The sequence below is a fragment of the Alteromonas sp. AWJ4_199 genome (genome assembly GCF_056159165.1).
In genome coordinates this window covers 852,533-879,300 of the sequence record NZ_JBSWUR010000001.1, presented here as the reverse complement: position 1 = coordinate 879,300, position 26,768 = coordinate 852,533, and the positions used below count along the sequence as shown (strand labels likewise).

General features: G+C 44.2%; 20 protein-coding genes and 3 tRNA genes. 19 read left to right on the top strand and 4 right to left on the bottom strand.

Annotated elements, in window-relative coordinates; translation table 11 throughout:
* Positions 1-141: 141 nt before the first annotated feature.
* From ACXAER_RS03885 to dapE, 10 genes are all read left to right on the top strand, one after another.
* Positions 142-217: transfer RNA gene (locus ACXAER_RS03885), tRNA-His, on the top strand.
* 7 nt (positions 218-224) lie between these two features.
* Positions 225-309: transfer RNA gene (locus tag ACXAER_RS03880), tRNA-Leu, on the top strand.
* Between the two features lie 43 nt (positions 310-352).
* Positions 353-429: transfer RNA gene (locus ACXAER_RS03875), tRNA-Pro, on the top strand.
* A 357-nt stretch (positions 430-786) separates the two neighbouring features.
* A complete protein-coding gene (gene tig / locus ACXAER_RS03870; RefSeq protein ID WP_474826728.1) occupies positions 787-2,091 on the top strand; it encodes a trigger factor in 1,305 nt (434 codons plus the stop codon).
* Between the two features lie 98 nt (positions 2,092-2,189).
* Positions 2,190-2,819 carry an ATP-dependent Clp endopeptidase proteolytic subunit ClpP gene (gene clpP, locus ACXAER_RS03865; protein ID WP_118493312.1) on the top strand — a complete coding sequence of 210 codons (630 nt, stop codon included), beginning with the start codon at positions 2,190-2,192 and terminating at the stop codon, positions 2,817-2,819.
* A 75-nt stretch (positions 2,820-2,894) separates the two neighbouring features.
* Positions 2,895-4,169, top strand: coding sequence for an ATP-dependent protease ATP-binding subunit ClpX (gene clpX / locus ACXAER_RS03860; RefSeq protein WP_118493314.1), 1,275 nt, complete (start codon positions 2,895-2,897; stop codon positions 4,167-4,169).
* 342 nt (positions 4,170-4,511) lie between these two features.
* Positions 4,512-6,863, top strand: a complete 2,352-nt coding sequence (lon, locus tag ACXAER_RS03855; RefSeq protein WP_474826725.1) for an endopeptidase La — start codon at positions 4,512-4,514, stop codon at positions 6,861-6,863.
* A 320-nt stretch (positions 6,864-7,183) separates the two neighbouring features.
* Positions 7,184-7,456 (top strand): nucleoid-associated protein HU-beta, encoded by a 273-nt coding sequence (gene hupB, locus ACXAER_RS03850; protein ID WP_012518978.1) that lies wholly within the window; start codon positions 7,184-7,186, stop codon positions 7,454-7,456.
* Positions 7,457-7,767: 311 nt separating this feature from the next.
* A complete protein-coding gene (locus ACXAER_RS03845) occupies positions 7,768-9,660 on the top strand; it encodes a SurA N-terminal domain-containing protein (RefSeq protein WP_474826723.1) in 1,893 nt (630 codons plus the stop codon).
* A 611-nt stretch (positions 9,661-10,271) separates the two neighbouring features.
* Entirely contained in the window at positions 10,272-11,447 is a 1,176-nt protein-coding gene (gene dapE, locus ACXAER_RS03840; RefSeq protein ID WP_474826721.1) for a succinyl-diaminopimelate desuccinylase, read from the top strand.
* 104 nt (positions 11,448-11,551) lie between these two features.
* Here the strand turns inward: dapE and olsF are convergent, their stop codons facing one another.
* The 3 genes from olsF to ACXAER_RS03825 all read right to left on the bottom strand — a co-directional run bounded on the left by olsF (position 11,552) and on the right by ACXAER_RS03825 (position 15,271).
* The gene (gene olsF, locus ACXAER_RS03835) at positions 11,552-13,270 is read right to left on the bottom strand and encodes a bifunctional ornithine lipid synthase OlsF (protein WP_474826719.1); all 1,719 of its coding nucleotides are present in this window, start codon (positions 13,268-13,270) and stop codon (positions 11,552-11,554) included.
* Between the two features lie 193 nt (positions 13,271-13,463).
* Positions 13,464-14,261: a UDP-2,3-diacylglucosamine diphosphatase gene (locus ACXAER_RS03830; protein WP_474826717.1), complete on the bottom strand. Its 798-nt coding sequence runs from the start codon at positions 14,259-14,261 to the stop codon at positions 13,464-13,466.
* A gap of 104 nt (positions 14,262-14,365) precedes the next feature.
* Positions 14,366-15,271, bottom strand: coding sequence for a LysR family transcriptional regulator (locus ACXAER_RS03825; protein WP_474826714.1), 906 nt, complete (start codon positions 15,269-15,271; stop codon positions 14,366-14,368).
* 104 nt (positions 15,272-15,375) lie between these two features.
* On the opposite strand from ACXAER_RS03825, the gene ACXAER_RS03820 reads away from it, so the two are divergent.
* The 4 genes from ACXAER_RS03820 to ACXAER_RS03805 all read left to right on the top strand — a co-directional run bounded on the left by ACXAER_RS03820 (position 15,376) and on the right by ACXAER_RS03805 (position 19,171).
* Positions 15,376-16,269, top strand: coding sequence for a bile acid:sodium symporter family protein (locus ACXAER_RS03820; RefSeq protein ID WP_474826712.1), 894 nt, complete (start codon positions 15,376-15,378; stop codon positions 16,267-16,269).
* 20 nt (positions 16,270-16,289) lie between these two features.
* The gene (locus ACXAER_RS03815; RefSeq protein ID WP_474826711.1) at positions 16,290-17,120 is read left to right on the top strand and encodes an SDR family oxidoreductase; all 831 of its coding nucleotides are present in this window, start codon (positions 16,290-16,292) and stop codon (positions 17,118-17,120) included.
* A gap of 168 nt (positions 17,121-17,288) precedes the next feature.
* Complete coding sequence (locus tag ACXAER_RS03810) at positions 17,289-18,419, top strand: phosphotransferase family protein (RefSeq protein ID WP_474826709.1); 1,131 nt, start codon at positions 17,289-17,291, stop codon at positions 18,417-18,419.
* On the top strand, positions 18,419-19,171 hold the full coding sequence (locus ACXAER_RS03805) for an SDR family oxidoreductase (protein WP_474826707.1): 753 nt from the start codon (positions 18,419-18,421) through the stop codon (positions 19,169-19,171). Before ACXAER_RS03810 ends, ACXAER_RS03805 begins: the two co-directional genes overlap by 1 nt.
* 173 nt (positions 19,172-19,344) lie before the next feature.
* On the opposite strand, the gene rpsT is transcribed toward ACXAER_RS03805, so the two are convergent.
* Positions 19,345-19,608, bottom strand: coding sequence for a 30S ribosomal protein S20 (gene rpsT / locus ACXAER_RS03800; protein ID WP_014950134.1), 264 nt, complete (start codon positions 19,606-19,608; stop codon positions 19,345-19,347).
* 449 nt (positions 19,609-20,057) lie between these two features.
* Between rpsT and murJ the strand changes: the two genes are divergently transcribed.
* From murJ to fkpB, 5 genes are all read left to right on the top strand, one after another.
* Positions 20,058-21,617 carry a murein biosynthesis integral membrane protein MurJ gene (gene murJ, locus ACXAER_RS03795; protein WP_474826705.1) on the top strand — a complete coding sequence of 520 codons (1,560 nt, stop codon included), beginning with the start codon at positions 20,058-20,060 and terminating at the stop codon, positions 21,615-21,617.
* A 117-nt stretch (positions 21,618-21,734) separates the two neighbouring features.
* On the top strand, positions 21,735-22,655 hold the full coding sequence (gene ribF, locus ACXAER_RS03790) for a bifunctional riboflavin kinase/FAD synthetase (protein WP_014950132.1): 921 nt from the start codon (positions 21,735-21,737) through the stop codon (positions 22,653-22,655).
* A 269-nt stretch (positions 22,656-22,924) separates the two neighbouring features.
* Positions 22,925-25,744, top strand: a complete 2,820-nt coding sequence (ileS, locus tag ACXAER_RS03785) for an isoleucine--tRNA ligase (RefSeq protein WP_474826702.1) — start codon at positions 22,925-22,927, stop codon at positions 25,742-25,744.
* Positions 25,737-26,285, top strand: a complete 549-nt coding sequence (lspA, locus tag ACXAER_RS03780) for a signal peptidase II (protein WP_014977012.1) — start codon at positions 25,737-25,739, stop codon at positions 26,283-26,285. The genes ileS and lspA overlap by 8 nt, the downstream gene beginning before the upstream one ends.
* 14 nt (positions 26,286-26,299) lie before the next feature.
* Positions 26,300-26,767 (top strand): FKBP-type peptidyl-prolyl cis-trans isomerase, encoded by a 468-nt coding sequence (gene fkpB / locus ACXAER_RS03775; protein ID WP_474826700.1) that lies wholly within the window; start codon positions 26,300-26,302, stop codon positions 26,765-26,767.
* Position 26,768 lies beyond the last annotated feature (1 nt).

Genomic DNA, 26,768 nt, shown 5'->3' with positions numbered 1-26,768 from the left:
AATCAATAGCTCAGCGAGTAAATCAAAGAGTGCTGAATAAAAGTCAAACTACACTATCGAGCAGTAAAGCAAGATCCTGACAGTTCGATAGGTGTTTACGTGTTTATCAATTCACACGTAGACAAACACAGGATTACTGTGGTGGGCGTAGCTCAGTTGGTAGAGCCCCGGATTGTGATTCCGGTTGTCGTGGGTTCAAGTCCCATCGTCCACCCCACTTTTTCGCGGAAGTGGTGGAATTGGTAGACACGCTGGATTTAGGTTCCAGTGCTTCACGGCGTGAGAGTTCAAGTCTCTCCTTCCGCACCATATCCTTGAGACACTTCAAGAGTCTATAAAGAGATATCTATATCGGTGAGTGGCGCAGCTTGGTAGCGCACTTGTTTTGGGTACAAGGGGTCGCAGGTTCAAATCCTGTCTCACCGACCATTATTTCTTATTTTTTCTCTTCTCCTCTTCAAATAGCGTCCCAAGCCGTTATTCAAAGTCGTTTTTCAATCTATTTTTCTTACTAGTTTCGCAATTTGTTTAAAATGCGTTCGATTGGTTGTTACAAACTTGTGTTTCCCTCTCGACTCTTATGGTGTGCGGCTGTATACTACCGCGTCTTTTTTTAACCAGTACGTTTGTTTCAGGTTGGCTTTGTGGCACGATTTTGTGTCCTAACTTTGATTTTATAAACGTCGAATAACGACCTTCTACCCCGGAGTGATATGCAATTAATGCATGACGGGAGAGGGGATTGAGAACAAAACGCCTATAGAGGCGTATAGTTGAGGTAACATAATGCAAGTTTCAGTCGAGACGACCCAGGGTTTAGAACGCCGTCTTACTATCACCGTTCCATCTGACACGGTTGATTCAGCAGTTAAGTCACGCCTACAGCAGTTGGCAAAAACACAGCGCATCAACGGCTTCCGTCCAGGTAAAGTTCCTGTAAGCGTAATCAAAAAGCGTTTCGGCCAGGCAGTTCGCCAAGAAGTTGCTGGCGATGTTATGCAGCAAAACTTCTACCAAGCAGTCATTCAAGAAAAAATTCAGCCTGCTGGTATGCCAAAGTTTGAACTGACCAAAGACGAAGACGGTCAGGACCTAGAATTTGTAGCATCTTTCGAAGTTTACCCAGAAGTAGAAGTGAAAGGTGTTAGCGATATCGAAATCGAAAAGCCAGTAGTAGAAATTACTGACAAAGATCTTGATAACATGATGGAAACCCTTCAGAAGCAGCACGCATCTTGGAAAGAAGTTAAGCGTAAAGCGAAGAAAGACGACAAAGTTATTATCGACTTCGTTGGCTCTATCGACGGTGAAGAGTTCGAAGGCGGAAAAGCAGAAGATTTCGCACTAGAGCTTGGCAAAGACCGTATGATCCCTGGTTTCGAGAAGCCACTAGTTGGCGCAAAAGCAGGTGAAGAAGTAACTATCGAAGTGACTTTCCCAGAAGATTACCACGCTGAAAACCTAAAAGGTAAAGACGCTGTTTTCCAAACTACCGTTAAGAAAGTAGAAGGTCTAGACCTTCCAAAAGTTGACGAAGAGTTTGCGAAACTTTTCGGTGTTGAAGAAGGCGGCGTTGACGCACTTAAAGCTGAAGTTCGTAAGAACATGCAGCGTGAGCTAGACCAAACGCTTAAAGCACAAGTTAAAGAAGACGTTATCTCTAAACTTGTTGAAGCTAACGAGATTGATATTCCTCAAGCGCTTATCGATCAAGAAGTGAACGCACTTCGCGAGCAAGCCAAACAACGTTTCAGCCAACAAGGCGGTGGTCAGAACCTTCCAGACCTACCTGCTGAATTGTTTACTGACAACGCTAAACGTCGCGTATCTATTGGTCTTCTTCTAGGTGAAGTGATCAAGCAGAACGAACTTAAAGCAGACGAAGCTAAAGTTAACGAGATGATCGAAACTGCAGCTTCTGCGTATGAAGATCCGCAGGAAGTTGTTGATTACTACAACAACAACCAAGAGCTTATGCAGCAAATGCAGAACGTTGCACTAGAAGAACAAGCTATTGAGTGGGTTCTTGAGCAAGCAAAAGTTACAGAAGTAACTAAAGCTTTTGACGAGGTTATGAACAAACAGGCGTAATTTTTTACTGTCTGATTGACATTACTTGTCAGCAACTGCTTAAATGCTCGGAGCCTTCCGAGCATTTTTGTTTTTAACGCTAGATAATCAAGGTAGCTATGACTAATACCCCGTTTGACCCAATGAATGCACTTGTTCCTATGGTTGTTGAGCAAACCTCAAAAGGTGAGCGCTCATACGACATTTACTCTCGTCTTTTAAAAGAAAACGTAATTTTCTTAGTAGGGCAAGTTGAAGATCACATGGCCAACCTCATCGTTGCTCAAATGTTGTTCTTAGAAGCTGAAAACCCAGAGAAAGATATTTTCCTATACATCAACTCGCCGGGCGGGTCTGTGACTGCTGGTATGGCAATCTATGACACAATGAGATTTATCAAGCCAGACGTGAGCACAGTGTGTATGGGCCAAGCTGCGAGCATGGGCGCATTTCTACTCTCTGCAGGAGCAAAAGGTAAGCGTTATTGTCTACCTAACTCGCGCGTTATGATTCACCAACCTCTTGGTGGCTTCCAAGGTCAGGCGTCTGATTTTGAAATACATGCGAAAGAAATTCTGTCTATTAAAGAGAAGTTGAATCGCCTAATGGCAGACCATACCGGTCAAGACTATGAAAAAGTCGCGCGCGACACAGACCGTGATAACTTTTTAAGTGCAACCGAGGCAAAAGATTACGGCCTAGTTGACCAAGTTTTAGCAAATCGATCTGACGTAGCCGGAACTAAGTAGTATAGTTATAGATGACCCGAGCCAGTGCATAGCACGAATTTGGTTTTCGGCTCGGGTAAGGCAGAGGCAAAAGTAATGAGTGATAAGCAAAGCGGTGACGGTGATAACAAGCTACTGTACTGTTCGTTTTGTGGCAAAAGCCAACACGAAGTAAGAAAGTTAATAGCAGGCCCGTCGGTATTTATTTGCGACGAGTGTGTTGAGTTATGTAACGATATCATTCGCGAAGAAATTAAGGAAATCGCGCCTAAGCAAAAGCAGGACGCTTTACCTAAACCAACTGAAATTCATGCGCATCTTGACGATTACGTTATCGGCCAAGAACATGCAAAGAAGGTGTTATCAGTAGCGGTTTATAACCACTACAAGCGTTTGCGCAATGGCGATGTTCACGAAGGCGTAGAATTAGGCAAAAGTAACATTCTGTTAATTGGCCCTACCGGTAGTGGTAAAACACTATTAGCAGAAACACTTGCACGTTTACTTGACGTGCCGTTCACAATGGCTGACGCAACCACGCTGACGGAAGCGGGCTACGTGGGTGAAGATGTTGAGAATATTATTCAAAAACTACTTCAGAAGTGTGATTACGACGTTGAAAAAGCGCAGCGCGGTATTGTTTATATTGACGAAATCGACAAAATCTCTCGTAAGTCTGACAATCCATCAATTACTCGCGATGTCTCGGGTGAAGGTGTTCAGCAGGCGCTTCTTAAGCTGATTGAAGGCACAGTTGCGTCGGTTCCTCCGCAAGGTGGGCGTAAGCATCCTCAGCAAGAGTTTTTGCAAGTTGATACTTCTAAAATACTGTTTATCTGTGGTGGTGCATTTGCGGGCCTCGATAAAGTTATCGAGCAGCGTGCTCAGAAAGACACCGGTATTGGTTTTGGTGCTACGGTTAAGTCTAAAGACAACAGTAAGCAAATTAGTGAACTGTTCAAACAGGTTGAACCTGAAGACTTGGTGAAATACGGGTTAATTCCAGAATTCATCGGTCGTCTTCCTGTGGTTACCAGCCTTGAAGAGTTGAATGAAGAGGCGCTAATTCAAATTTTACGTGAACCTAAGAATGCAATCACCAAACAGTATGGTGCGTTGTTCTCTATGGAAGACGTTGAACTTGAGTTCCGTGACGATGCACTTAACGCTATTGCTAAAAAAGCAATGGATCGCAAGACCGGTGCTCGAGGCCTTCGCTCAATTGTTGAAGCGGTTTTGCTTGATACCATGTACGATCTTCCTTCAATGGAAGACGTAAGCAAAGTGGTTATTGATGAAACGGTAATTCGCGGTGAATCAAAACCTATCTTGATTTACGACAGCAATGAGAAAAAGGCCGCATCTGAATAGATGTTAGCTTGATTCAAAAAAGGTCCTGCGGGACCTTTTTTTGTTTCTAAAGGTTGATAATTGGTCGTAAGTAACCTCTTGATAACTGACAGCAACTGATGAAGTAATATCGAAGGTGGTTGATATTTAAGCGAATGCAAGCAGTAAAGCTATCCTTTCTACTAGAATTTTTAGTTTTGTGTTGCCATTCGGTGCAAAATCGATAATGGTTATATTAAGGTCGACTGGCCCTAGAGCAGGGAAGGTAAGGTTAAGGAATTAACACACTTTAATAAGTTTCGATTGAACTTTGCTCTTGCATCCCCATATAAAAATGACATTTCAAACTAATTGAGAACAAGTATGACAGTTGAGCGTGAAAATCGCATTGAAATTCCTGTGCTTGCCTTGCGGGACGTGGTTGTTTACCCGCATATGGTCATACCCCTATTTGTTGGGCGTGAGAAATCAATCCGTTGCCTAGAAGCGGCAATGGATAATGACAAACAAATTTTTCTAGTAGCACAAAAAGACGCGGGCGTTGATGAGCCTGAAGCAGATGACATTTACACTGTAGGTACCATTGCTACTATTCTACAGCTTTTAAAGCTTCCTGACGGTACGGTAAAGGTACTTGTAGAGGGTAGCGTACGTGGTGAAATCGAAAGCTATAAACAATCAGAGCCTTTCTTTGTCGCTAACGTTGATAAGTTAGAAGATGAAGGTATTGATGAGAGTGAGCAAGAAGTCTTGATTCGCTCTGCAGTCTCACAGTTTGAAGGCTATGTGAAACTGAATAAGAAAATCCCGCCAGAAGTACTGACTTCACTTAATGGGATTGAAGATGCGGCGCGTCTGGCAGATACCATGGCTGCGCACATGCCTCTAAAACTTACTGAAAAGCAAAAAGTGCTAGAAATGCAGGGTGTTAATGAGCGCCTTGAGTATTTGATGGCACTGATGGAAGGCGAAATTGATTTGCTGCAGGTGGAAAAGAAAATTCGCACCCGCGTTAAAAAGCAAATGGAAAAAAGCCAGCGCGAATATTATTTGAATGAGCAAATGAAAGCCATTCAAAAAGAATTGGGCGAGTTAGACGATGCGCCCGATGAGTTCGAGGCACTATCTAAAAAGATTGCCGACGCGAAAATGCCGAAAGAGGCAGAAGATAAGGCGAAAGCTGAACTTCAAAAGTTAAAAATGATGTCACCGATGTCAGCAGAAGCTACTGTTCTTCGAAGCTACATTGATTGGCTTACTAGTGTTCCTTGGAATAAGCGCTCGCCGGTGAAGAAAGATCTTTCACGGGCTGAAGATGTGCTTAACGAAGACCATTACGGCCTAGAAAAGGTAAAAGAACGTATTCTTGAATACCTAGCGGTTCAGCAGCGTGTTAAAAAGCTTAAAGGCCCAATTCTATGTCTTGTGGGGCCTCCTGGTGTAGGTAAAACCTCGCTTGGCCAGTCTGTCGCTAAAGCGACGGGACGTAAATATGTCCGTATGGCCTTGGGCGGCGTGCGAGACGAGGCCGAGATACGTGGTCACCGTCGTACGTACATAGGCTCACTGCCGGGTAAACTCGTTCAAAAAATGGCGAAAGTCGGGGTTAAAAACCCACTATTCTTGCTTGATGAAATAGATAAGATGTCATCAGACATGCGAGGAGACCCAGCGTCAGCCTTGCTAGAGGTGCTTGACCCTGAGCAGAACAACAGCTTTAGCGACCATTATTTAGAAGTTGATTACGATCTATCTGACGTTATGTTCGTCGCAACCTCTAACAGTATGAATATCCCTGGTCCTTTGCTTGACCGTATGGAAGTAATTCGACTGTCTGGTTATACCGAAGACGAAAAGCTTAACATTGCGAAGAACCATTTGATTGGTAAGCAAATGGAGCGCAATGGCCTTAAAGCAAAAGAGCTTGAGATTACAGATTCTGCTGTTATTGGCATGATTCGTTACTACACGCGTGAAGCGGGTGTTAGAAGCTTAGAGCGCGAAGTGTCTAAGGTATGCCGTAAAGCGGTTAAAGATATCTTACTTACGAAAAGCAAAGATAAGGTGGTTGTTACTCAAGATAATCTTAAAGACTATCTTGGTGTTCAGCGCTTTGACTATGGCAAAGCCGACAAAGACAACCAAATCGGTCAGGTTACTGGTTTAGCGTGGACACAAGTAGGTGGTGACTTACTGACCATCGAAACCACGTCTGTCCCTGGCAAAGGTAAAATGACTTCGACCGGTTCTCTAGGCGATGTTATGCAAGAGTCTATCAAGGCGGCGATGACAGTGGTAAGAAGTCGCGCTGAAAAGCTTCGCATTAATGATGACTTTTATGAGAAGCGTGATATTCATGTGCACGTTCCCGAAGGTGCAACACCAAAAGATGGCCCAAGCGCAGGTATTGCAATGTGTACCGCATTAGTATCTTCACTAACCGGTAACCCTGTGAAGTGTGATGTTGCCATGACAGGCGAGATTACTCTTCGTGGTGAAGTACTGGCTATTGGTGGTCTAAAAGAAAAGTTACTTGCAGCACACCGTGGCGGCATCAAAACCGTGGTTATCCCAAAGGATAACGAGCGTGATTTGGAAGAAATTCCAGACAATGTGAAGAAAGATTTATCAATTCACCCGGTTAAATGGATTGATGATGTTCTTGATATTGCGCTTCAGGAACCTGTTGAAAGTTTCGAAGTGGTTAAAAAGTAACTTACGCGTTTAGCTGCATACCTTTATTTTTAAAGGCGTGCGACCTTGTTTTTTCTATAAAAATGCAATAATTGACTAAATTATGCGCACAAAACGAAAGAAAACCACATTTTTTTTAAAAATAGGGCTTTCATGTCGTAAAAGTTGTGTTACCTTTAAGTGGTTATCGCTTGAAGCCTTGCCACAAAAGGGATTGCAGCGGTTCATTTAAAAGTTAATTATTTGTGACTGAAGCTTGATGTTAACGATCAAGCTTGCTATAACGTTCAAGCAAAATCGTTTTGGACAACAGTATAATAACAATCGAAGGGGATCTAATTGTGAACAAGTCTCAACTTATCGACCAAATCGCTGCTGGTGCAGACATTTCTAAAGCAGCTGCTGGCCGCGCTCTTGACGCATTCACTGACTCAGTAACTGCGGCGCTTAAAGACGGCGACCAAGTTGCACTAGTAGGCTTTGGTACTTTCTCAGTTCGCGAACGCTCAGCTCGCAGTGGCCGCAACCCACAAACTGGTGAGACTATTCAGATTTCAGCGGCGAAAGTTCCTTCTTTCAAAGCTGGTAAAGCACTGAAAGACGCTTGTAACTAAGCAAAAAATTATAGAAAAAGGCGATGGCTAGTCCATCGCCTTTTTTATTTCTAAAGCAAAGTATTCAATAATGGGGTCAGAGTAACGACTCTGACCCCAATATTTCAAGAGTAAGAATTTCCCCTTTAGGCATGCCAATTTTCATTCATGTCAGTGAAACGTCTTAACTTAACGAAAGACAGCACAAATAGTGTGTTTTGGCGTTTATATTCGGCTGCATTGGGTTATAATCAGCGCGTAATTTACCTCGTCACCGCGAGCAGGTGATGGTTTAGGGTAATTGTAGTAAGCAACGGAGTTGAAGAACAATCATGCTAGAAAGAATCAGAGAAGGTTCTCAAGGCCCTTGGGCGATGGCGATTATTGCGCTTATCGTTTTAAGTTTCGTATTCGCAGGTGTAGGTAGTTACCTAACATCATCAGGTACTACAGCAGTAGCAACTGTTAACGGCGAAGAAATTTCGGCACAAGAACTAGAACGTGCATACCAAAACCAGCGTGCACAAATGGAATCACAGTACGGCGAAAGCATCGCGCAGCTTTTCTCTAGCGAACAATATCTCGCAGATTTTAGAAAAAATGTACTGGACAGACTTATTGCTGAAAAACTGATTCAGCAACAAGCTACCGATATGGGCTTGCGCGTAAGCGATGAACAAATTCGTGAAACGATAGTGCAAATGCCTGAGTTTCAGTTTGGTGGTCAGTTTGATAACGAGCGTTTCCAAGCTATTCTCCGTCAAAATGGTTTTCAAGTTGCAGACTTTCGCGACTACCTAAGAACGCAGATGACTCAGAATCAATTGGCTGCAGCGTTAACGAATTCTTCATTTTCTCTAGATGGCGAAGTGCAGCAGGCTAATGCCCTTCAACGTCAGACTCGTGATGCGAAATACATATTAGTAAGCTCTGACGAATTTGCCGGTTCTATCGACGTTACGGACGCTGATGTAGAAGCTTTCTACAATAACAATATTGCCTCTTTCGATACTGAAGAGCAGGTGAAACTGGCTTATGTAAAACTAAGCGTTGAAGACCTAAAAGGTCGCGTTTCTGTCGATGAAGAAGCAGTACGTACTTATTACGACAATAATCTGGGAAGCTATGGAACTGAAGAGGAACGCCGAGTTTCACACATCCTTATCGAAGCAGGTGATGACCAAGACGCTGCGAAAGCAAAAGCAGAGTCATTGAAAACTGAGCTTGATAACGGTGCCGACTTTGCAGTGCTCGCTGAAGAAAACTCTGACGATACATTCTCAGCTGAGAACGGCGGTGACCTAGACTTCATTACACCTGAAATGATGGACCCAGCGTTCGATGAAGCTGCGTTTGCTTTAGAAAACGTCGGTGATGTATCTGACGTTGTTGAGACCGAGTTTGGCTTTCACATCATTAAGCTAACAGATTTAAAAGAAGCGCAAGTAAAATCATTCGATGAAGTGGCTAGCGAAATTCGCGATACCCTTCTTTACGATGCGGCAATGGAGAAGTATTTTGAGCTTCAAAATACCTTAGCTGAAATTGCGTTTGAGGTGCCAGATACGCTTGAAGATGCAGCTAATGCTGTAGATCTACCTATACAAGAGTCTGTGCTTTTCAGCCGAAATACGACGCCTGCGGAACTAAGCTTCCCCGGCTTGCTGGATGTTGCTTTCTCATCAGAGTTAGTTGAAGAAGGCCTTAACAGCGACATCGTTGAACTTGATGACGAGACGGTAATTGTTGCACGTGTTATCGAACATCAACCACAACGCACTCAGTCGCTAGATGAAGTTCGCGAGGGAATTGAAGCATCAGTAAAAGCGGAAAAAGCGAAAGAAGCTGCAGAAGCTTGGGCCTTTGACATCGCACAAAAAGTACGCGCAGAAGAAAATGTTGAAAGCGAACTAGCAGAAAAATCTGTAGCTTGGGAAACGGCTGCAGCGGTGCCAAGATCAGGTGGTACACTGGCTCGTGCATTGGTTGACACGCTTTTCTCACTGGGTCTTGAAGGTGAAGATAAAGTTGACGTAGCAACAACAGTTAACGGCGATGTTGCAGTTGTAATGCTAGAAGGCGTAAATGCTGCTCCTGAACTTGAAAACGAGCTAGGTGAAAGCCTGAAACAGCGTCTTGCTCAAGTACAAGGTCAACGCGTTTACCAGCAGTATATCGATGCGCTTCGCGCAAATGCTGACGTGACTATTTCAGAGTCATTGTAAGCAACTTCACCCACTCGATGGTAGGGTGGCAACAATAAGAAATAGTAAAAAGCCAGCTTCTAATAAAAGCTGGCTTTTTTTATCGCCTAACTTTTTGGCTAATGGTTATTTAATTAGTGCTGCGGCGTAATCAATGCTGCGGTAAATCTACTTGCTAATCTCTCAGGCTGTATAGGGTTAGTGCGAAGAGATAGACTTTATGGCAAAAAAGAGCTAATTCGTTAAAAACAGCATGAGTGTATAAAACGCGGCAATAACTCCGGATAGCACGAATATGTAAAGAAACCCCTGCTTGCCTTGTTCAAGAGTATATTTATTGGCTTGCAAATAACCAAACCAAAGTAATGACAAGATAAGGGGTATTAAAACAATTATTTTTAACACAGTACTGCCTTCTTATAAGTTGTGGCCTATTTATAACAATGTGTGGAGCTATAGACAAATATTAGGGAGTCCGGCCGAAACTTCCATATGCCTGCAGTATTCTCATTTGCTACCATTCACGCCTAAAAAGCCTTGGCTTTGTTGTCATGACTTTGTCGCAAATCTGTTATTAGTGTGTCACTTTAAATTTGTGTAATAGACCCATGTTTCTAAATTGGGGTACATGAATGTCAATTCAGCCTTTACCTTCTTTAGCGCCGGCGCGCAGTATTCACTTTGCCGAAGTTTTAATGGCTAGAGAGTCTATCACTCCAATAGATGCGGGTTGTCAAAGCTACCTAATCTATAAGCTTGAAAAGCTTGGTTTTTCATGTGAAAAGCATAAGATTAATGGGGTCAAGAACCTCATCGCCAGATGGGGTCAAGGGCCTGTTCACTTAGCATTTAGCGGCCATACAGATGTCGTGCCTCCTGGCCCTCTCGATAAGTGGAAATCTCCCCCTTTCAGCCCGGTTATAAGTAAAAATAAACTTTACGGACGCGGTGCTGCCGACATGAAAACGGGCATTGCAGCTATGCTAGCAGCGACAGAGCGAACTATTGCCTCTTTAGAACCTGATAAAATGTCTTTCTGGTGGCTAATCACCAGTGATGAAGAGGGGGAAGCGGAGTGGGGCTCTAAATGGATAGCCGAATATTTAGCATCTAAAAATGTACAGCTTGATATGTGCCTAGTAGGCGAACCTTCGGCATCTTCTAAAACTGGCGATACGATAAAGATTGGTCGCAGAGGCTCACTTTCAGGCACTATCCATATTGCAGGAAAGCAAGGCCATGTGGCCTACCCAAAGACAGCGGTAAACGCTATTCACAAAGCTAGTAGAGTGGTTAATGCACTAACTCAACATCCATTTGATACAGGAAGTGATGACTTTCCTGGCACCACGCTTCAAATAACACATATGGATACAGGAAGCTTCACCGATAACATAGTGCCTAGTGCTGTTCGTATAGAGTTTAACGTAAGATACTCGTGGCAGTTTGATCAAGAGCGCTTATCTGCTTTACTACGCAATATCATCAATACCGTTGATGTAGAAGCCGAAGTCAGCTTTTCAAGGCCCTGTGAAGCATACTTAAGCAAGCCTAATAGTAATGCAGAGTGTTGCCTAATAGCTTGCGTTGAGAAAGCCATTAAAGCCGCCACAGGTCGTTATCCTGTAGTTAGTACGTCCGGCGGCACGTCAGATGGGCGCTTCTTCTCAAGTGAGCACACACAGGTTGTCGAAGTCGGTGTGCCCAACACCACTATCCATCAGGTAAACGAACACATTCACTTATCGGATTTACTTACACTTGAAGATATCTATACGGATATTCTTAAAAATATTGGCGGTCGATAATTACATTTGATATTTCTAGTAAAAATGAAAAGGGAGCGTCAATTAGGCGCTCCCTTTTTAGCTTTTGCGTAGGCTTTATAAAAGACGTGTTCTTTCCTAAAACATTAGGCAGTGGCTTTAAGCTGAATGTCAGTTAAATAGCGTTTGCGTTTCTTCTCGGTAAGGCTTTGCATATCAACCACTACCAAGCCATCAATACAGTCGTTAAAATCTGGGTCGACATTGAATCCAAGGAACGCCACACCACCGTCTTTGGACAGTTCAGAGTATTGCTTATAAAGCGTAGGCACGTTAACGCCCATATTAGCCAATAAATCCTTTAGCTCGGTAAATTCGGCTTTGTAATCGTTACCTGTAAATTGATGCAACGCGTCGTTCGCCATTTGATAAGGTCGCTTGCAAGTCGCTTCGCCAAACTTCGCAGGAAAATACGTGGAGTAAAATTGTACCAATAGGTCTTTAGCAGGTTCTGGATAGGCATTACTAAGTGACACTGCACCAAATAGATAACGATATTTGGGATAACGACTTAAAAATGCGCCAATACCAAACCACAAGTAATCTAAACTGCGTTTGCCCCAGTAGCGAGGCTGAACAAAGCTTCGTCCTAACTCTAAGCCTTGCTTAAATAGTTTTTCATTGTTCTTACCATAGTTAAACAAGGTAGCAGAGTAGAGCCCGGTAGGGTGGTCTTCTGTGGTCAAAAGTTCTGCATCACCAAAGCGATAGGCGCCTACAATTTCCAAGTCGCTGTCGTCCCATAGCACAAGGTGATAATAATAAGAGTCGTATTGATCAATATCTCTACGTTTATTGGTGCCTTCTCCCACGGCGCGAAATGCGACTTCTCGCAAGCGGCCTATCTCACGCATAATTGGCGAGCAGCTTTTGTGCTGATACAGGTAGATAGACTTTCCATCACCCGTTTCTCCGAGATGCTCACATTCTCGAATAGCGCGGGCGAGCTCTTTTCTGTCTTCGGGCATAGCAATAGACGCCTGCGTTTCAAATACGCCTTTCTTGTTGCTGCCAATGCGATATAGGTGGCGCTTAAACAGCTTTACCTGCTCTTTTAGCGGAATATTGGTTTGCTGGTACGCTTCAAAAGGAATAAGTTCGCCAATGCGCATAGGTAAGTGCTTTTTGCGCTGTTTGAACATTTCTTTAACCAGCAGAGCAGTGGCGAGTGGTTTGTATACCATAGACACGCTGTAAAAAAGGGGGCTATTTTTAGCGTCAATATAAACCGGTAATATCGGCGCTTTAGCTTGCTTTGCAATACGCAAAAAGCCTGTGTGCCAACGCGTGTCGCGAACACCTTGCGGGCGTAATCTAGAGACTTCACCGGCAGGGAAAATCAATATGGCACCGTCGCTTTTGAGGTGTTTTTGGATAGCCGATAAATGCTGCTTCGGTGTACCACCCTGCATATTATTTACTGGTAGCAACATATCGTGAAGAGGCTCGATAGCCATGAGCATTTCATTGGCCACTACTTTTAAGTCGTGCCGCACTTCACTAACTAGTTTAATTAGCGCAAGGGCATCGAGAGAGCCAATAGGGTGGTTCGCGATAATTACCACTTTGCCTTCGCTTGGAATACGTTCTTTTTCCACATCACGGGTGGAGTAGCTGATATTGAAGTACTCCAACACTTGTTCTACAAAATCAATGTCTTCATAGTGCGGGTAGGTTTCACCAAACTCGGTAATTTCACGTTCGTGAAGAAGGTGTCTTAATACGAAAGACAGCGATTTAAACAGAATAGGATTGTTCGCTACTTGAGGGTAATGCTTGTTCAGTACGTCGTTTACAGTAAACATAGAACCTGTTTCTCTTTCGGTTTTGGCGAACAATAGCAGGACAATGTGACGCTTTTTACACAGTTTGATGGCAGTTATTTGACAGTGTTAAAAAGATGTTATTGATGCTGGCTCGACAAGTTTATTTCGCCTAGAAGCGTTAAACAAAAGCAGTAACAGGGGGCCTGTAAGCCCCCCTGAAAAGTAGCAGTAACTACGCAGCTTTTGACCGAGAGGTTTTGGTTGTGATTGAAGTTACCGTAGCTGATTCTAGTGAATCGAGGTAATGAATAAGAGATAAATTACCATACATGTCTTCAGCGAGAGCGCTACAGTTCTCTATCCAGTCGCCATCATTAATATAGTGAATGCCGTTTTCAAAACTACTTTCAGGGTGATGAATATGACCACACACTACACCATCAAGTCCCATTTCATCGGCGCGCTTGCAGCATGCTTCGCGATATCGAGCAATGGCTTCATTTGCTCCTTTAATGTGCTTTTTAATGTAGCCAGCCAGTGACCAGTATTCACGTTTTCGCCACGCCCTCAACCGGTTAAACTCGCGATTTAAAAAAAGCAATAGGTCGTAGCCTTTATCGCCAATCCAAGCATGGAATTTACCCATGGTTACATCGCCATCGAACTGATCGCCATGTAAGACTAAATAGCGCTTCCCTTGTGCGGTGGTGTGTACCAACTCTCGCTCTATTTCAATATCGCCAAAGGCCATACCAGAATAAGACTGGATTGGTTCGTCATGGTTTCCTGGTAAGTACACAACACGCGTGCCTTCCTGGCTCATTTGCATGAATTTATGCATGACTTGATTGTGCGCTTTTGGCCAGCGAAATTGTTTAGTCATTTGCCACATATCAACAATGTCGCCCACCAAATACAAGGTGTCTACGGTGATGCTATCCAGAAAGGAAAGTAAGTATTCAGCTTTGCAGTCGCGATTTCCCAAATGGATATCTGAAAGCCAAAGCGTACGATAGTGTGTCTTTTTCATAGCGGTTTCCCAAAGCGATGCCTTGGACCGTCACTATAGGCCCGCAAATTGACACTACCGTGACGCTTGCTTGACCATTGTGTTACAGAAACGCAAGCGCTTTTCTATAGCCCCAACTTATTCGCCACTTCTGAAAGCTTCTCTCGCATCCATATATTGACTAAATCATCATCGGCATTTTTATGCCAGTACATGTGTACGGGGAGTGGCGGTACCTCAAACGGAAGGGGCAAGATTTCAATATCGAATTTATTACTGAATTGTTGAGCAAATCGCGTTGGCATTGTCAGCAAAAGGTCGCACTGACTCACCACATTAACAGCGGCAAAGTAGTGCTCACATTGAAGGGATATTTTTCGATGTAAATTGTGTTGGGCAAGGGCGAGATCAACAGTGTCCAGCTTGGAATCTTTCAAAGACACGAGCGCATGCTGTGCCGCTGAGTAGTGCTCAATACTGGGATTGTCTAGGTAGCTATTTGTTGGTGCGCATACTACCACAAAGGTTTCCTCGCAGATAAACTGAGAACGTATCTCACTGCTGGTGGGAACAAGAGCATCAATTACGATATCAATTTCTTTGTTAGAAAGAGCAGGCGCTAGTTCGGGCCAAGTTACCTGTCTACTATTTACCGTGATATTGGGGGTGTTTAGAACAAGTTCAGGAATTAACGTCGGAAAAAATATAGATTCTAGAATATCGCGCAGCCCAAGGTTAACCGTACGTGGTTTATCACCTATGTCGAACTCCACCTTGCCTTTTAAAGTATTTTCAAGGGTTTCAATTGATGTCACGACCGATGTAATGATGCCTTGGCAGAACGGGGTAGGCACGACTTGTCGCCCATGACGAATAAATAGCGGATCATCAAATTTTTCTCGTAGCCTACTGAGCGCATGACTTACCGCAGGCTGAGTAATATGCAGCGCATTGGCGGCTCTAGTAATGCTGCCGTGCTCATAGACTGCACGTAGCACCACGAACAAATTAAAATCTATTTTTCCATGCATATTATTTATGGGTTTCCATAATAAGGCATCATTTCTATTTATTGTTGAACAGAGTACACTGTGTTAAATGTTAATAAAAGGTTTCTTTTGTAAGGGGCGTGTGCATGCAGGCATCTGTACTTACCGAGGTGTTGTTACCTCTAGCGTTGGCATTTGTGATGTTTGGCATGGGGCTAACCCTAACCCTTGCTGACTTTGCCCGATTGATTAAAGCGCCTAAGGCGGTCGTAACCGGCTTTATAGGTCAAATTATCTTGTTGCCTTTGCTAGCTTTAGGTTTATGTATTGCGTTTGGGGTGCCCGACTATATTGCTGTTGGCGTAATGGTTTTGGCTGCATGCCCTGGCGGTACTACCAGTAATTTAATCAGCCATATTGCAAAAGCCAACCTAGCCCTTTCAGTTAGCCTAACCGCTATTTCTACTATTGCTTGTGTATTTACCACGCCGTTTATTATCCAATTTGCGATTGATCACTTTGTAAAAGAAAACGCGCCAGAATTTTCTATTATCCAAACCGTTATAGGGCTCGTCGGCGTGTCGATTCTACCGGTCGTTATTGGCATGACAATTCGTCGATTTTATCTGGTGTTTGCCAAGAAAACAGAGAGCTTTTTTCGGCAGTTTTCTATGTATTTCATGTTGCTTATGATTGTCGGCGTTCTGGTTTCTGAAAGAAATAATTTAGCCGCGTCCTTTGAAAGCGCGTTTTTGATATGTTTAACGTTAAATTTATTATCGGTATTGTTAGGCCTCGGGCTTGCTAAGCTTTCAAACCTAGTATTTAAAGACTCGCTCACGCTGGCCATCGAAATAGGCGTGCAAAACGCAGCGCTTGCCATGCTGGTATGCATTACCTTTTTACAAGCGCCTGACTACGCCATCGCTCCCGGCGTGTACGGCATAGCAATGTACATCGGGCCCGCATTATTAGCTCTGTGGGCAAAACGGAATGCCAGAATAGCAGTCAAAGCTACCCCCAAAATACTCGTGAAATAATAATAAGTAGGAAATACACCATGCGCATATTGATTACCGGTGGCGCTACCGGCTTAGGTCAAGCCATTGCTCTTAAGTGGGCGGAAAAATGGATAAACAACGATAAAAATATAAATATTTGCATTGCCGATATTAATCAAGAACGGGGTGTTGAAACGGTAGATATGCTTTCTGCACAAGGTGCAAATGCGTTTTATGTTCACTGCGATATAACCTCTGACAATGACGTTAAAGCGCTAGCGCAAACTATCGAAACTCGATGGGGCAGCGTTGACTATGTGTTTAATAACGCTGGGGTCGCTACGGGGGGGAGTCTTTTAGACGAAACTATCGATCAGTGGCAGTGGGTATTCGATATTAACGTGTTAGGCATGGTAAGAGTAAGTCGTGCGCTATTACCGTTAATGCGAAAGCAAGGCAGTGGTTACTTTATTAATGTTGCTTCGCAAGCAGGGCTAACGCCTATTCCTTATATGGGAAGTTACAACGCAGTTAAAGCCGCAGTCGTGTCGTTTTCTGAAACTATGAAGTTGGAACTAGCACCAGACAATATAAACGTTAGTGTGGTTTGCCCTAGCTTCTTCAAAACAAATTTAGATGAGTCGATGCGAAGTAGTAATCCTGCCTCGCATAAGATGATCAACAAATTTTTCGCTAAGGCAGACATGACCAAAGAAGAAGTGGCAGAGTCAATATATCAACAAGTCAGTCAAAGGAAGTTCCTTATTCTCACTCACAAGTTAGGCAAACGTGCGTTCTTATTGAAAAAGCTGTTACCCACGCAGCGCTATATAAGCAATATGCTCAATCAAACTAAAACGATGAAACGAGCAATGGAAAAGCACAATTAAAGAATAAAAATAGGCTTTTTGTTAGCGCCTTATAGCCAGAAACCTTATTACCACTCGCTAGTATGAGTTAGGTGATGAGTTGCGAATGACAAAATTAGTTTCGAATAAATGCTTACCAATAACTAGGTTTGAATAAGCGTTTAGTACAAAAATAAAGAAGAACGATATATGCAACAACAGGTAGTAGATAAAGCGGATAGCGTGCGAGCAGGGGAAGAGCTAGACGTCGGCGCTGTACACAATTGGCTTAAAGAACATATTAATGTATCTAATCCAACCTTGGCAGCGGTTATACAAAGCAGCGAGGCTTTGCCTAAAGTCACCCAGTATTCTGGGGGCGCTTCTAATTGGACGTACTGCTTGGACTATCAAGGCAGTAAACAAAACCAGAGCGAACAAGCGTCATTAATTTTGCGTAGGGCACCAGCAGGTACAAAAGCCAAAGGGGCTCACGATATGGGGCGAGAGTATCGATTACAGCACGCGCTAAAGCCTGTGTACCGGTATGTGCCAGAAATGCTTGGGCTTTGTGAAGATGAAAGCGTATTAGGCACTGAGTTCTACGTAATGGAAAAGTTTACTGGTGTGATACCCCGAAAGAACTTACCCAGAGGTCTAGAGACAACAGAGCAGCAAACCAAGCAGCTTTGCACTAATGTACTCGATAGTTTAATTGAACTTCATAAAGTGGATTATAAAAAAGCGGGGCTTGAGCACTTGGGGAAAGGTGCTGGGTACATAGAGCGGCAAATTAGCGGGTGGAGTGAGCGTTATAGTAAAGCGAAAACCTGGAATGTACCCTCGGGTAAAAAAATTATGCGCTGGCTAGAGAACAACATGCCTGCGAATGAACGCATTTGTATAACGCACAACGACTTCCGGTTCGACAACGTGGTGTTAAAGCCAGATAATTATACGCAAATTATCGGTGTGTTAGATTGGGAGCTAGCCACCTTAGGTGACCCGCTTATGGACTTAGGCAATACCTTGGCGTATTGGGTGCAAGCTGATGATGACTTTTTAGCGCAATCAACGCGTCGTCAGCCAACTCACCTACCGGGAATGCTCACTCGTAAACAAGTTGTGGCGTATTACTGCAAAGAAATGGAGATAGATGTAGAAGATTTTGCTTTCTATGAGGTTTACGGACTTTTCCGTTTAGCCGGTATTGCCCAGCAAATTTACTATCGCTATCACCACAAGCAAACCAATAATCCAGCTTTTAAAAACTTTTGGATCTTCATTCATTACTTAATGTGGCGCTGCAATAAGGCCATAAAAGCATCAGGAAAACGATAATGACAACAAGACGCAATATTCTGATCACGGGCGCGAGTTCCGGCTTAGGCAAGGGAATGGCGATTGAATTTGCCAAGCAGGGGTGTAACTTAGCGCTATGTGCAAGACGCTTTGAGAACTTAGAAAAATTAAAAGAAGAGTTACTCTCAATCAACCCAAACATTGATGTGTATATTCGCTCGCTAGATGTCAATGATCACGATGCGGTTTTTGAAGTGTTCGACGCATTCAAAGCCGACATGGGGACCCTTGATAGAGTCATTGTGAACGCAGGAATGGGCAAGGGCGCGTCTATTGGTACTGGGTATTTTCACGCTAACAAGCAAACGGCGGTGACTAACTTTGTGTCGGCGCTAGCGCAATGCGAGGCGGCACTGGCCATCTTCAGGGCGCAAAATAGTGGTCATCTAGTAACGATTTCATCTATAAGTGCGGTGCGCGGCTTTAGACGTGCTATGACCGTATATGCGGCAACGAAAGCAGGGCTTACGTCTATGACCGAAGGCATTCGAATGGATGTAATGAATACGCCAATTAAGGTCACCTGCATTCACCCGGGTTTCATCCGCAGCGAAATAAACGAAAAAGTAGAGAAGGTACCTTTTATTGTTGATACCGAGGTAGGCTGTCGGGCGATGGTGAACGCAATTAATAAAGAGAAGGCGAACGCCTTTGTGCCAAGCTGGCCTTGGGCCATCCTTCACTGGATCATGCGTATTGCACCGGCAAGCTCAATAAGGAAGATGAGTTGATAAGCGTATAGCTAGAGTTTGAACACACCGCAAATACTTTTCAGCTAGTTAGAGCTCGTCTAATGGCGGGCTTTATACTTGTAAGTCTAGGCTTATTCGGAAACAATAAATATACGTTGAACAGATACAAAAAAAGCGCCAAAGGGCGCTTTTTTAACTACTAATCGTAAAGATTAACCTAGTGCTTTGATTTGTGCAGCTAGACGGCTCTTATGACGAGCAGCTTTGTTCTTGTGAATCAAGCCTTTAGTAGCCATTCTGTCAAGTACTGGAGTAGCAGCAGTAAGTGCAGCTTGTGCCGCTTCTTTGTCACCACTTGCAATTGCAGCGATAACTTTCTTGATGCTTGTACGAGTCATTGAACGACGGCTAGCGTTGTGCTGACGACGCTTTTCGGCTTGGATTGCACGCTTCTTAGCAGACTTAATGTTAGCCAAGGTGTAACTCCCAAAATAAATTCATGTCAAAAACGAGGGTGCGGATTGTGCCTACCAAACGCCCAAATGTCAAACGATTTAAAACTTAAATCATTCCGCATTAAAACGCGCAAGCTATTGAACACAAAGTATGCTCAACACGTTGCACATTCTTTGCGACATTTCTCTGCGACATTTTTTGAAAGAGATTCATAATGATATTCTTTCAAGACATTTAAGCGATAGACATGCATAAACAACAGCACCCCATATCGGGCGCGGATTATAGCAAGAAAGTTCATAAAGGTGCACAACTATTTTGAATAAATCGTTTCGTAGACCATAGGCTTTCGCTATTATGGCTCGCTCGCAACCTGTTGTTGCCTCTTTACGCCTTGTAGACGTCTTTAGTTACTTATAAAAAGCGTTTGCTATTCAGTCTATTCTTTATCTCTTATTGGAAGTGTGACGTGTCACGGAAGTTAATAAAATCTGGTCTTATCGTCAGTATTATGACCCTAGTCTCGCGAGTATTAGGCCTGGTGCGTGATGTTGTTGTTGCCAAGCTCATGGGCGATGGGGCAGCCGCTGACGTATTTTTCTTTGCTAACAAAATTCCTAATTTTCTTCGTCGTCTATTCGCTGAAGGCGCATTTGCGCAAGCGTTTATTCCGGTATTAACCGAAGTGCACGAGAACGACGATAAAAAGCAGCTTAGAGAGTTCGTTGCAAAAGTCAGCGGTACATTAGGCGCTATTGTTTTTGTGGTTTCTATTATAGGAGTAATAGCATCTCCTGTTTTGGCCGCTTTATTCGGAACAGGGTGGTTCGTGGCGTGGCTGGAAGGAGACGAGGCGGGAGATAAGTTTGTGCTCGCCTCGACCATGTTAAAAATTACCTTTCCTTATTTAGCGTTTATCTCTTTGACTGGGTTGGCCGGGGCGATACTCAATACGCTCAATAAGTTTGCGGTTGCCGCTTTCACTCCGGTTTTACTTAATGTATGCATTATTGCATGCGCAATATACTTAGCTCCTACGCTGGAGCAGCCCGCATATGCTCTAGCGTGGGGCGTGTTTATCGGCGGTATTGTACAGCTCTTGTTTCAACTACCGTTTTTGTTCAGGGCTGGGCTTCTAGTAAAGCCAAAGTGGGGCTGGCATGATGAAAACGTGGTAAAAGTACGCACCCTGATGATCCCTGCCTTGTTCGGTGTGTCAGTAGGGCAAATCAATTTGCTGTTTGATACCTTTATCGCCAGCTTTTTAGTGACCGGTTCAATAAGCTGGTTGTACTATTCTGACAGGCTGCTTGAATTTCCCCTAGGGTTGTTTGGTATCGCCATCGCAACGGTAATTCTACCTACCTTGTCTAGAAATCACGTAAGTAACAACCCCAAAGCGTTTGCCGCGAATATCGATTGGGCGTTTCGTATGGTGTGTTTATTGGGCATTCCTGCTGCAGTAGGGCTCGGCGTAATGGCAAGACCTATTTTAACTGTTATCTTCCAACGCGGAGCCTTTACTGCTGAAACGGCTATTATGGCCTCTTATTCGCTTACCGCGTACTCGTTTGGCTTGCTTAGCTTTATGCTGGTTAAAATTCTTGCGCCAGGTTTTTACTCTCGCCAAGACACCAAAACGCCGGTGAAATTTGGCATCTGGTGTATGGTCGCTAATATGGTGTTTAACGTAGTCCTAGCTATACCTTTTGGTTATGTAGGATTAGCTATTGCAACTAGCATGTCTGCGACGCTCAACGCCGCTTTGCTCTACATAACGCTGCATCGTCAAGGAGTGTTTGCGCTTAGCCGCACGTCGGTTCTGTTTATAGCGCGGGTGGTAATTGCAAGTGCAGCTATGGGCGGGCTTATTTATTACCGAGATCAAGGCTTAGCTTTCTTTGATTTATCGCTTTCCGCCCAAATGTTAGAAGTAGGAATAACCATTTCGCTGTCGGTCATACTGTTCGTGACCATCATGGTAGTATTGGGCATGCGCCCTAGGCATTTCAGAAGCGGTGGCGAGTAAATTTTAAAGGTAGTGAAAGGACGCTGAGCGGGAATGTGCACGCGCTTGGTATTGTGCTCGTGGTCGGCTATAATCGCGAGCTTTGAATTTCTAGCAGTTAAAAGGTAGTGGCTAACAGTGGAATTTATCCGCGGGCTAAACAATGTAAAACCTCATCACAAAGGGTGTGTGCTCACTATCGGTAAGTTCGATGGTGTACACCGTGGTCATCAAGCTGTGCTAGCTAATGTGCTTGAAAAAGCGAAATCGCTATCACTTCCTGCCACCGTGATGGTGTTTGAACCGCAGCCTGAAGAAGTTTTTATGCCTGATAAGGCGCCAGCGCGTATTAGTCCTCTTCGTGAAAAGTACGAATTGCTGCGTCAACAAGGTGTCGACAGACTGCTTGCTGTGCGTTTTAACGCTGAGTTTGCAAAACAAAGTGCCGACACCTTCGTCCACGATTTACTGGTGGACAAATTGGGTGTTAAATTTCTTGTTGTTGGCGACGATTTCCGTTTTGGCAATGGCCGTAAAGGGGATTTCGAAATGCTTGAGGCGGCAGGTCGCCAATACGGTTTCGAAGTAGTAAGCACCCACAGTTTTACCATGCATGCCCATCGAATAAGCTCTACCGCGGTGCGAGAAGCGTTGGCTGACAGCGACTTTGGTCTGTCTACCGAAATGCTAGGGCGCCCGTTTGCTATTCACGGCAGGGTGGTTCACGGCGAGAAAAAAGGTCGCACCATTGGTTTCCCCACCGCGAATGTCATGCTAAAACGCCAAAAAACGCCCATTCACGGCGTGTTCGCAGTTCGTGTCGACGTAGATGGAAAACACTATAACGGCGTTGCGAACATTGGTACCCGTCCTACTGTTAACGGGGTAAGAAACCAGTTAGAAGTCCATATTTTTGATTTGTCATCTGACCTTTACGGCAAGCCCATTACGGTGTTTCCGATGGCAAAAATAAGAGATGAAATTAAATTTGATTCTTTTGAGGCGTTGAAAGATCAAATTCAAGCAGATGCAGCACAAGCGCGTCTGTTATTAGCATAGTTAAACGTGATAAAGTCACGAAAAGTTTTTGCGCGTATCAGTTTTATTGAACTCGATTTTTTTAACGTGGATCCTTGTTCGCGTAACGCGTTAGTAAGTCACTGTGCTAGAACATATAACGTCAGCCTTGCGCTAGTAAGAACGACACACAGTTTTACGTTGAACCTTTTACATTCAGCGTTTTAATTTGAACATCGCAAAATGAATATCGCCTTCACAATGTGTTAGTGCATTGGGTGAAAATTAAGGTAACCGGATAATACAATTTTATGAGTGATTACAAAGCCACACTGAACCTTCCAGAAACTGCGTTTCCTATGCGCGGTAACCTTGCTCAGCGCGAGCCGAAAATGCTTAAAGACTGGCAGGAAAAAGGGGTATACAGCAAAATTCGTGAAGCGAAAAAAGGCAAAAAGCCATTTATTCTTCACGATGGTCCTCCTTATGCGAATGGCGATATTCACATTGGTCACGCGGTTAACAAAATTCTTAAAGATATTATTGTAAAGTCGAAAAACCTTTCTGACTTCGATTCTCCGTACGTTCCTGGGTGGGACTGCCACGGTTTGCCGATTGAATTGATGGTAGAAAAGAAAGTTGGTAAGCCAGGTAAGAAAGTTACTGCGGCTGAATTTCGCCAGAAGTGTCGCGAATACGCACAAAAGCAAATTGACGGCCAAATGGCTGACTTTAAACGCTTAGGTGTGTTTGGTGAATGGGATAACCCATACAAAACGATGGACTTCAAATCTGAAGCCGACATCATTCGTGCATTAAGTAAAATTGTAGACTCTGGTCACTTAGAAAAGGGCTTCAAACCTGTTCACTGGTGTACAGATTGTGGTTCAGCACTTGCTGAAGCAGAAGTTGAATACAAAGACAAAGTATCACCGGCAATCGACGTTAAGTTCCCAGTGGCTGATGTGGCGGCTATTGCAGAAGCGTTTGGCGTGTCTGAAGATGAATTAACCACACACAAAGCGGGTGTTGTAATTTGGACAACCACGCCGTGGACACTGCCGGCCAACCGTGCAATCAGCTTACATCCTGAGCTTACCTATGCAATTGTCGAAGTTCAGCCTTCAAATGAATGGCTAGTGGTTGCGCAGGACCTGCTTGAAAGCTGTATGAACCGCTACGGCGTTGAGGATTTCCGCGAAGTGGCAACCTGTACTGGTGCTGCGCTTGATAAGCTTAACGTTAATCACCCATTCTTAGACCTTGAAGTTCCGTTAATTCTAGGCGACCACGTTACGACTGAGTCTGGTACAGGTTGTGTACACACAGCGCCAGCCCATGGTGTTGACGACTTTAACGTGGGCAAGCAATACGATATCGAAGTGTACAATCCGGTTGGTAACAACGGGGTGTACCTTGAAAATACGCCGCTGTTTGCTGGTCAGTTTGTATTTAAAGCTAATGATGAAATTATCGAAACGGTTAAAGAGAAGGGTAACCTTGTCCTAAACGTAAAATACGAGCACAGCTACCCGCATTGCTGGCGCCACAAAACGCCAATCATTTTCCGCGCTACGCCTCAGTGGTTTGTAAGCATGGATAAAAAAGGCCTTCGCGCTGAATCACTTGAACAAATTAAGCAAACCAAATGGATCCCAGACTGGGGTCAAAACCGCATTGAGAAAATGGTTGAAGGTCGTCCAGACTGGTGTATTTCTCGTCAACGTACGTGGGGCGTGCCTATTCCATTGTATGTGCACAAACTTACTGGTGAAATTCATCCTGAGTCTGCGGCATTGATGGAAAAAGTGGCACAAGAAGTTGAAGCTAAAGGCATTCAAGCGTGGTGGGATCTCGATGATGCAGCCCTGCTTGGTAGCGAATTAGACAACTATGAAAAAGTGACCGATACCCTAGACGTTTGGTTTGACTCAGGCGTAACGCATTACTTCGTTGTCGACCGTCGCGACGATATTCCGGCCTCTGCCGATTTATATCTTGAAGGTTCTGATCAGCATCGCGGTTGGTTTATGTCTTCACTTATGTCATCAACTGCCATGCACGGTCACGCGCCTTATAAAGAAGTGCTAACACACGGCTTTACGGTAGATGCACACGGCAGAAAAATGTCGAAGTCGGTAGGTAACGTTGTGGCGCCTCAGGAAGTTACTAACAAATTAGGCGCAGACATCCTTCGTCTATGGGTAGCATCTACTGATTATCGCGGTGAAATTGCTGTATCGGATGAGATTTTAAAGCGTGCTGCCGATGGCTATCGCCGCGTACGTAACACCGCACGTTTCTTGCTTGCGAACCTGAATGGTTTCGCTGTTGAAGATGCGGTTGCAGAAGACGATATGGTCGCGCTCGACCGCTGGATTGTTGCTCGCGCCAAGGCACTTCAAGAAGAGCTTATCGAAGCGTATGACAACTACGACTTGCTGGTAGTGTCACAGAAGCTTACGCACTTCTGTTCAATTGAACTGGGTTCATTCTATTTAGACGTGATTAAAGACCGCCAGTACACGGCAAAATCAGATGGGCTAGCCCGTCGTTCATGCCAAACGGCCATGTATCATATCATTGAAGCATTGGTTCGCTGGATGGCGCCTATTACCAGCTTTACTGCACAGGAAATCTGGGAAACGCTACCAGGTGAACGCAGCGAGTTCGTATTTACTGAAACTTGGTATGAAGGGTTTAATAACTTTACACAAAGCGATACGTTTAATGATGCCCTATGGCATCAAGTGCTAAGCGTAAAAGACGCGGCAAACCAGGCGATGGAGCAGGCGCGTAAAGATGGCGAACTAGGTGGTTCACTGGAAGCGAGCATTTCGCTTTATGCTACCGAGTCTCTTTACAACGTACTCGCTAAACTAGAAGACGAGCTTCGCTTCGTGCTTATTACGTCGGGCGTTTCGCTAACCAAAGTCGACGAAGCTCCGTCTGACGCGAAAGCCACAGACGTTGAAGGTTTATGGCTAAGCGTTAATAAAGCAAGCGGTGAAAAGTGTGTTCGCTGCTGGCATCACCGTGAAGATGTAGGCTCACATGAAGGTCACGAAGAGCTTTGTGGTCGCTGTGTGACAAACATTGATGGTGATGGAGAAGAACGCCACTATGCTTAAGCTTTTTCGCGAAACAGGCTTGCGTTTTTTGTGGATAAGCGCAATTGCGTTTATCCTCGACCAATGGAGTAAGTACACGGTTATCGACAGCATGTCACTGTATCAGTCGATACAGGTATTGCCGTTTTTTAACTTTACTTACGTACACAATTACGGCGCCGCATTTAGCTTTTTAGAAAATGCAGGTGGCTGGCAGCGCTGGTTCTTTACTGCCATTGCTGTTGTAGTAAGTGTAGTGATTTTGTGGTGGCTGAAGCAGTCACCCCGTTCGCAAAAAATGCTGCCCGTTGCGTTTGCCTTTATTCTAGGTGGTGCACTAGGTAACGTTTACGACCGTTTAGTCCATGGTTATGTCATCGACTTTTTAGATTTTTACGTAAACAATTACCACTGGCCAGCGTTTAACATTGCTGACAGCGCAATATTTATAGGCGCAGCCTTACTTATTATCGACATGTTTAAAAATGGCGACAAAAAAAGTGAAGGGAACGGTGCAGACGCGCGAGCCAGTGCCGCGGACAATAGCGAAACCATTAAGTAGTATTCGGAAAGGTTATGACAGACTCATTGATAATTGGTGCTGATAACGAAGTTATTCTTCACTTTGATTTAAAGCTAGAAGATGGCTCTGCCGCTGACAGTACTCGTGTAAACAACAAACCTGCCAAAATGGTGATGGGTGACGGTAGTCTTACGCCGAATTTTGAAGCGTGTTTACTTGGGCTTAAAAAAGGTGACAAAAAGTCATTTAAATTAGGCCCTGAAGATGCGTTTGGCCAGTCAGATCCTAACAATATTCACTATATGGATAGAAGTCGCTTTGGTGCTGACTTACAAGTAGAAGAAGGCATGATTCTAGCATTTTCGCAGCCAGATGGTTCGGAAATTCCGGGTATTATTCGAAGCGCTGCTGGCGATTCAGTAACCGTCGACTTCAATCACCCGTTAGCGGGTCAGACGGTTATTTTTGATGTAGAAATCATCGATGTTAAACCTGGCGCTTCAGCACAAGGTGGAAATTAGT

Excerpts from the sequence above, each read along its gene's own strand:
- tig (WP_474826728.1), top strand. The coding sequence starts at position 787 with ATGCAAGTTTCAGTCGAGACGACCCAGGGTTTAGAACGCCGTCTTACT.
- clpP (WP_118493312.1), top strand. The coding sequence starts at position 2,190 with ATGACTAATACCCCGTTTGACCCAATGAATGCACTTGTTCCTATGGTT.
- clpX (WP_118493314.1), top strand. The coding sequence starts at position 2,895 with ATGAGTGATAAGCAAAGCGGTGACGGTGATAACAAGCTACTGTACTGT.
- lon (WP_474826725.1), top strand. The coding sequence starts at position 4,512 with ATGACAGTTGAGCGTGAAAATCGCATTGAAATTCCTGTGCTTGCCTTG.
- ACXAER_RS03845 (WP_474826723.1), top strand. The coding sequence starts at position 7,768 with ATGCTAGAAAGAATCAGAGAAGGTTCTCAAGGCCCTTGGGCGATGGCG.
- dapE (WP_474826721.1), top strand. The coding sequence starts at position 10,272 with ATGTCAATTCAGCCTTTACCTTCTTTAGCGCCGGCGCGCAGTATTCAC.
- olsF (WP_474826719.1), bottom strand. The coding sequence starts at position 13,270 with ATGTTTACTGTAAACGACGTACTGAACAAGCATTACCCTCAAGTAGCG.
- ACXAER_RS03830 (WP_474826717.1), bottom strand. The coding sequence starts at position 14,261 with ATGAAAAAGACACACTATCGTACGCTTTGGCTTTCAGATATCCATTTG.
- ACXAER_RS03825 (WP_474826714.1), bottom strand. The coding sequence starts at position 15,271 with ATGCATGGAAAAATAGATTTTAATTTGTTCGTGGTGCTACGTGCAGTC.
- ACXAER_RS03820 (WP_474826712.1), top strand. The coding sequence starts at position 15,376 with ATGCAGGCATCTGTACTTACCGAGGTGTTGTTACCTCTAGCGTTGGCA.
- ACXAER_RS03815 (WP_474826711.1), top strand. The coding sequence starts at position 16,290 with ATGCGCATATTGATTACCGGTGGCGCTACCGGCTTAGGTCAAGCCATT.
- ACXAER_RS03810 (WP_474826709.1), top strand. The coding sequence starts at position 17,289 with ATGCAACAACAGGTAGTAGATAAAGCGGATAGCGTGCGAGCAGGGGAA.
- ACXAER_RS03805 (WP_474826707.1), top strand. The coding sequence starts at position 18,419 with ATGACAACAAGACGCAATATTCTGATCACGGGCGCGAGTTCCGGCTTA.
- ileS (WP_474826702.1), top strand. The coding sequence starts at position 22,925 with ATGAGTGATTACAAAGCCACACTGAACCTTCCAGAAACTGCGTTTCCT.
- lspA (WP_014977012.1), top strand. The coding sequence starts at position 25,737 with ATGCTTAAGCTTTTTCGCGAAACAGGCTTGCGTTTTTTGTGGATAAGC.
- fkpB (WP_474826700.1), top strand. The coding sequence starts at position 26,300 with ATGACAGACTCATTGATAATTGGTGCTGATAACGAAGTTATTCTTCAC.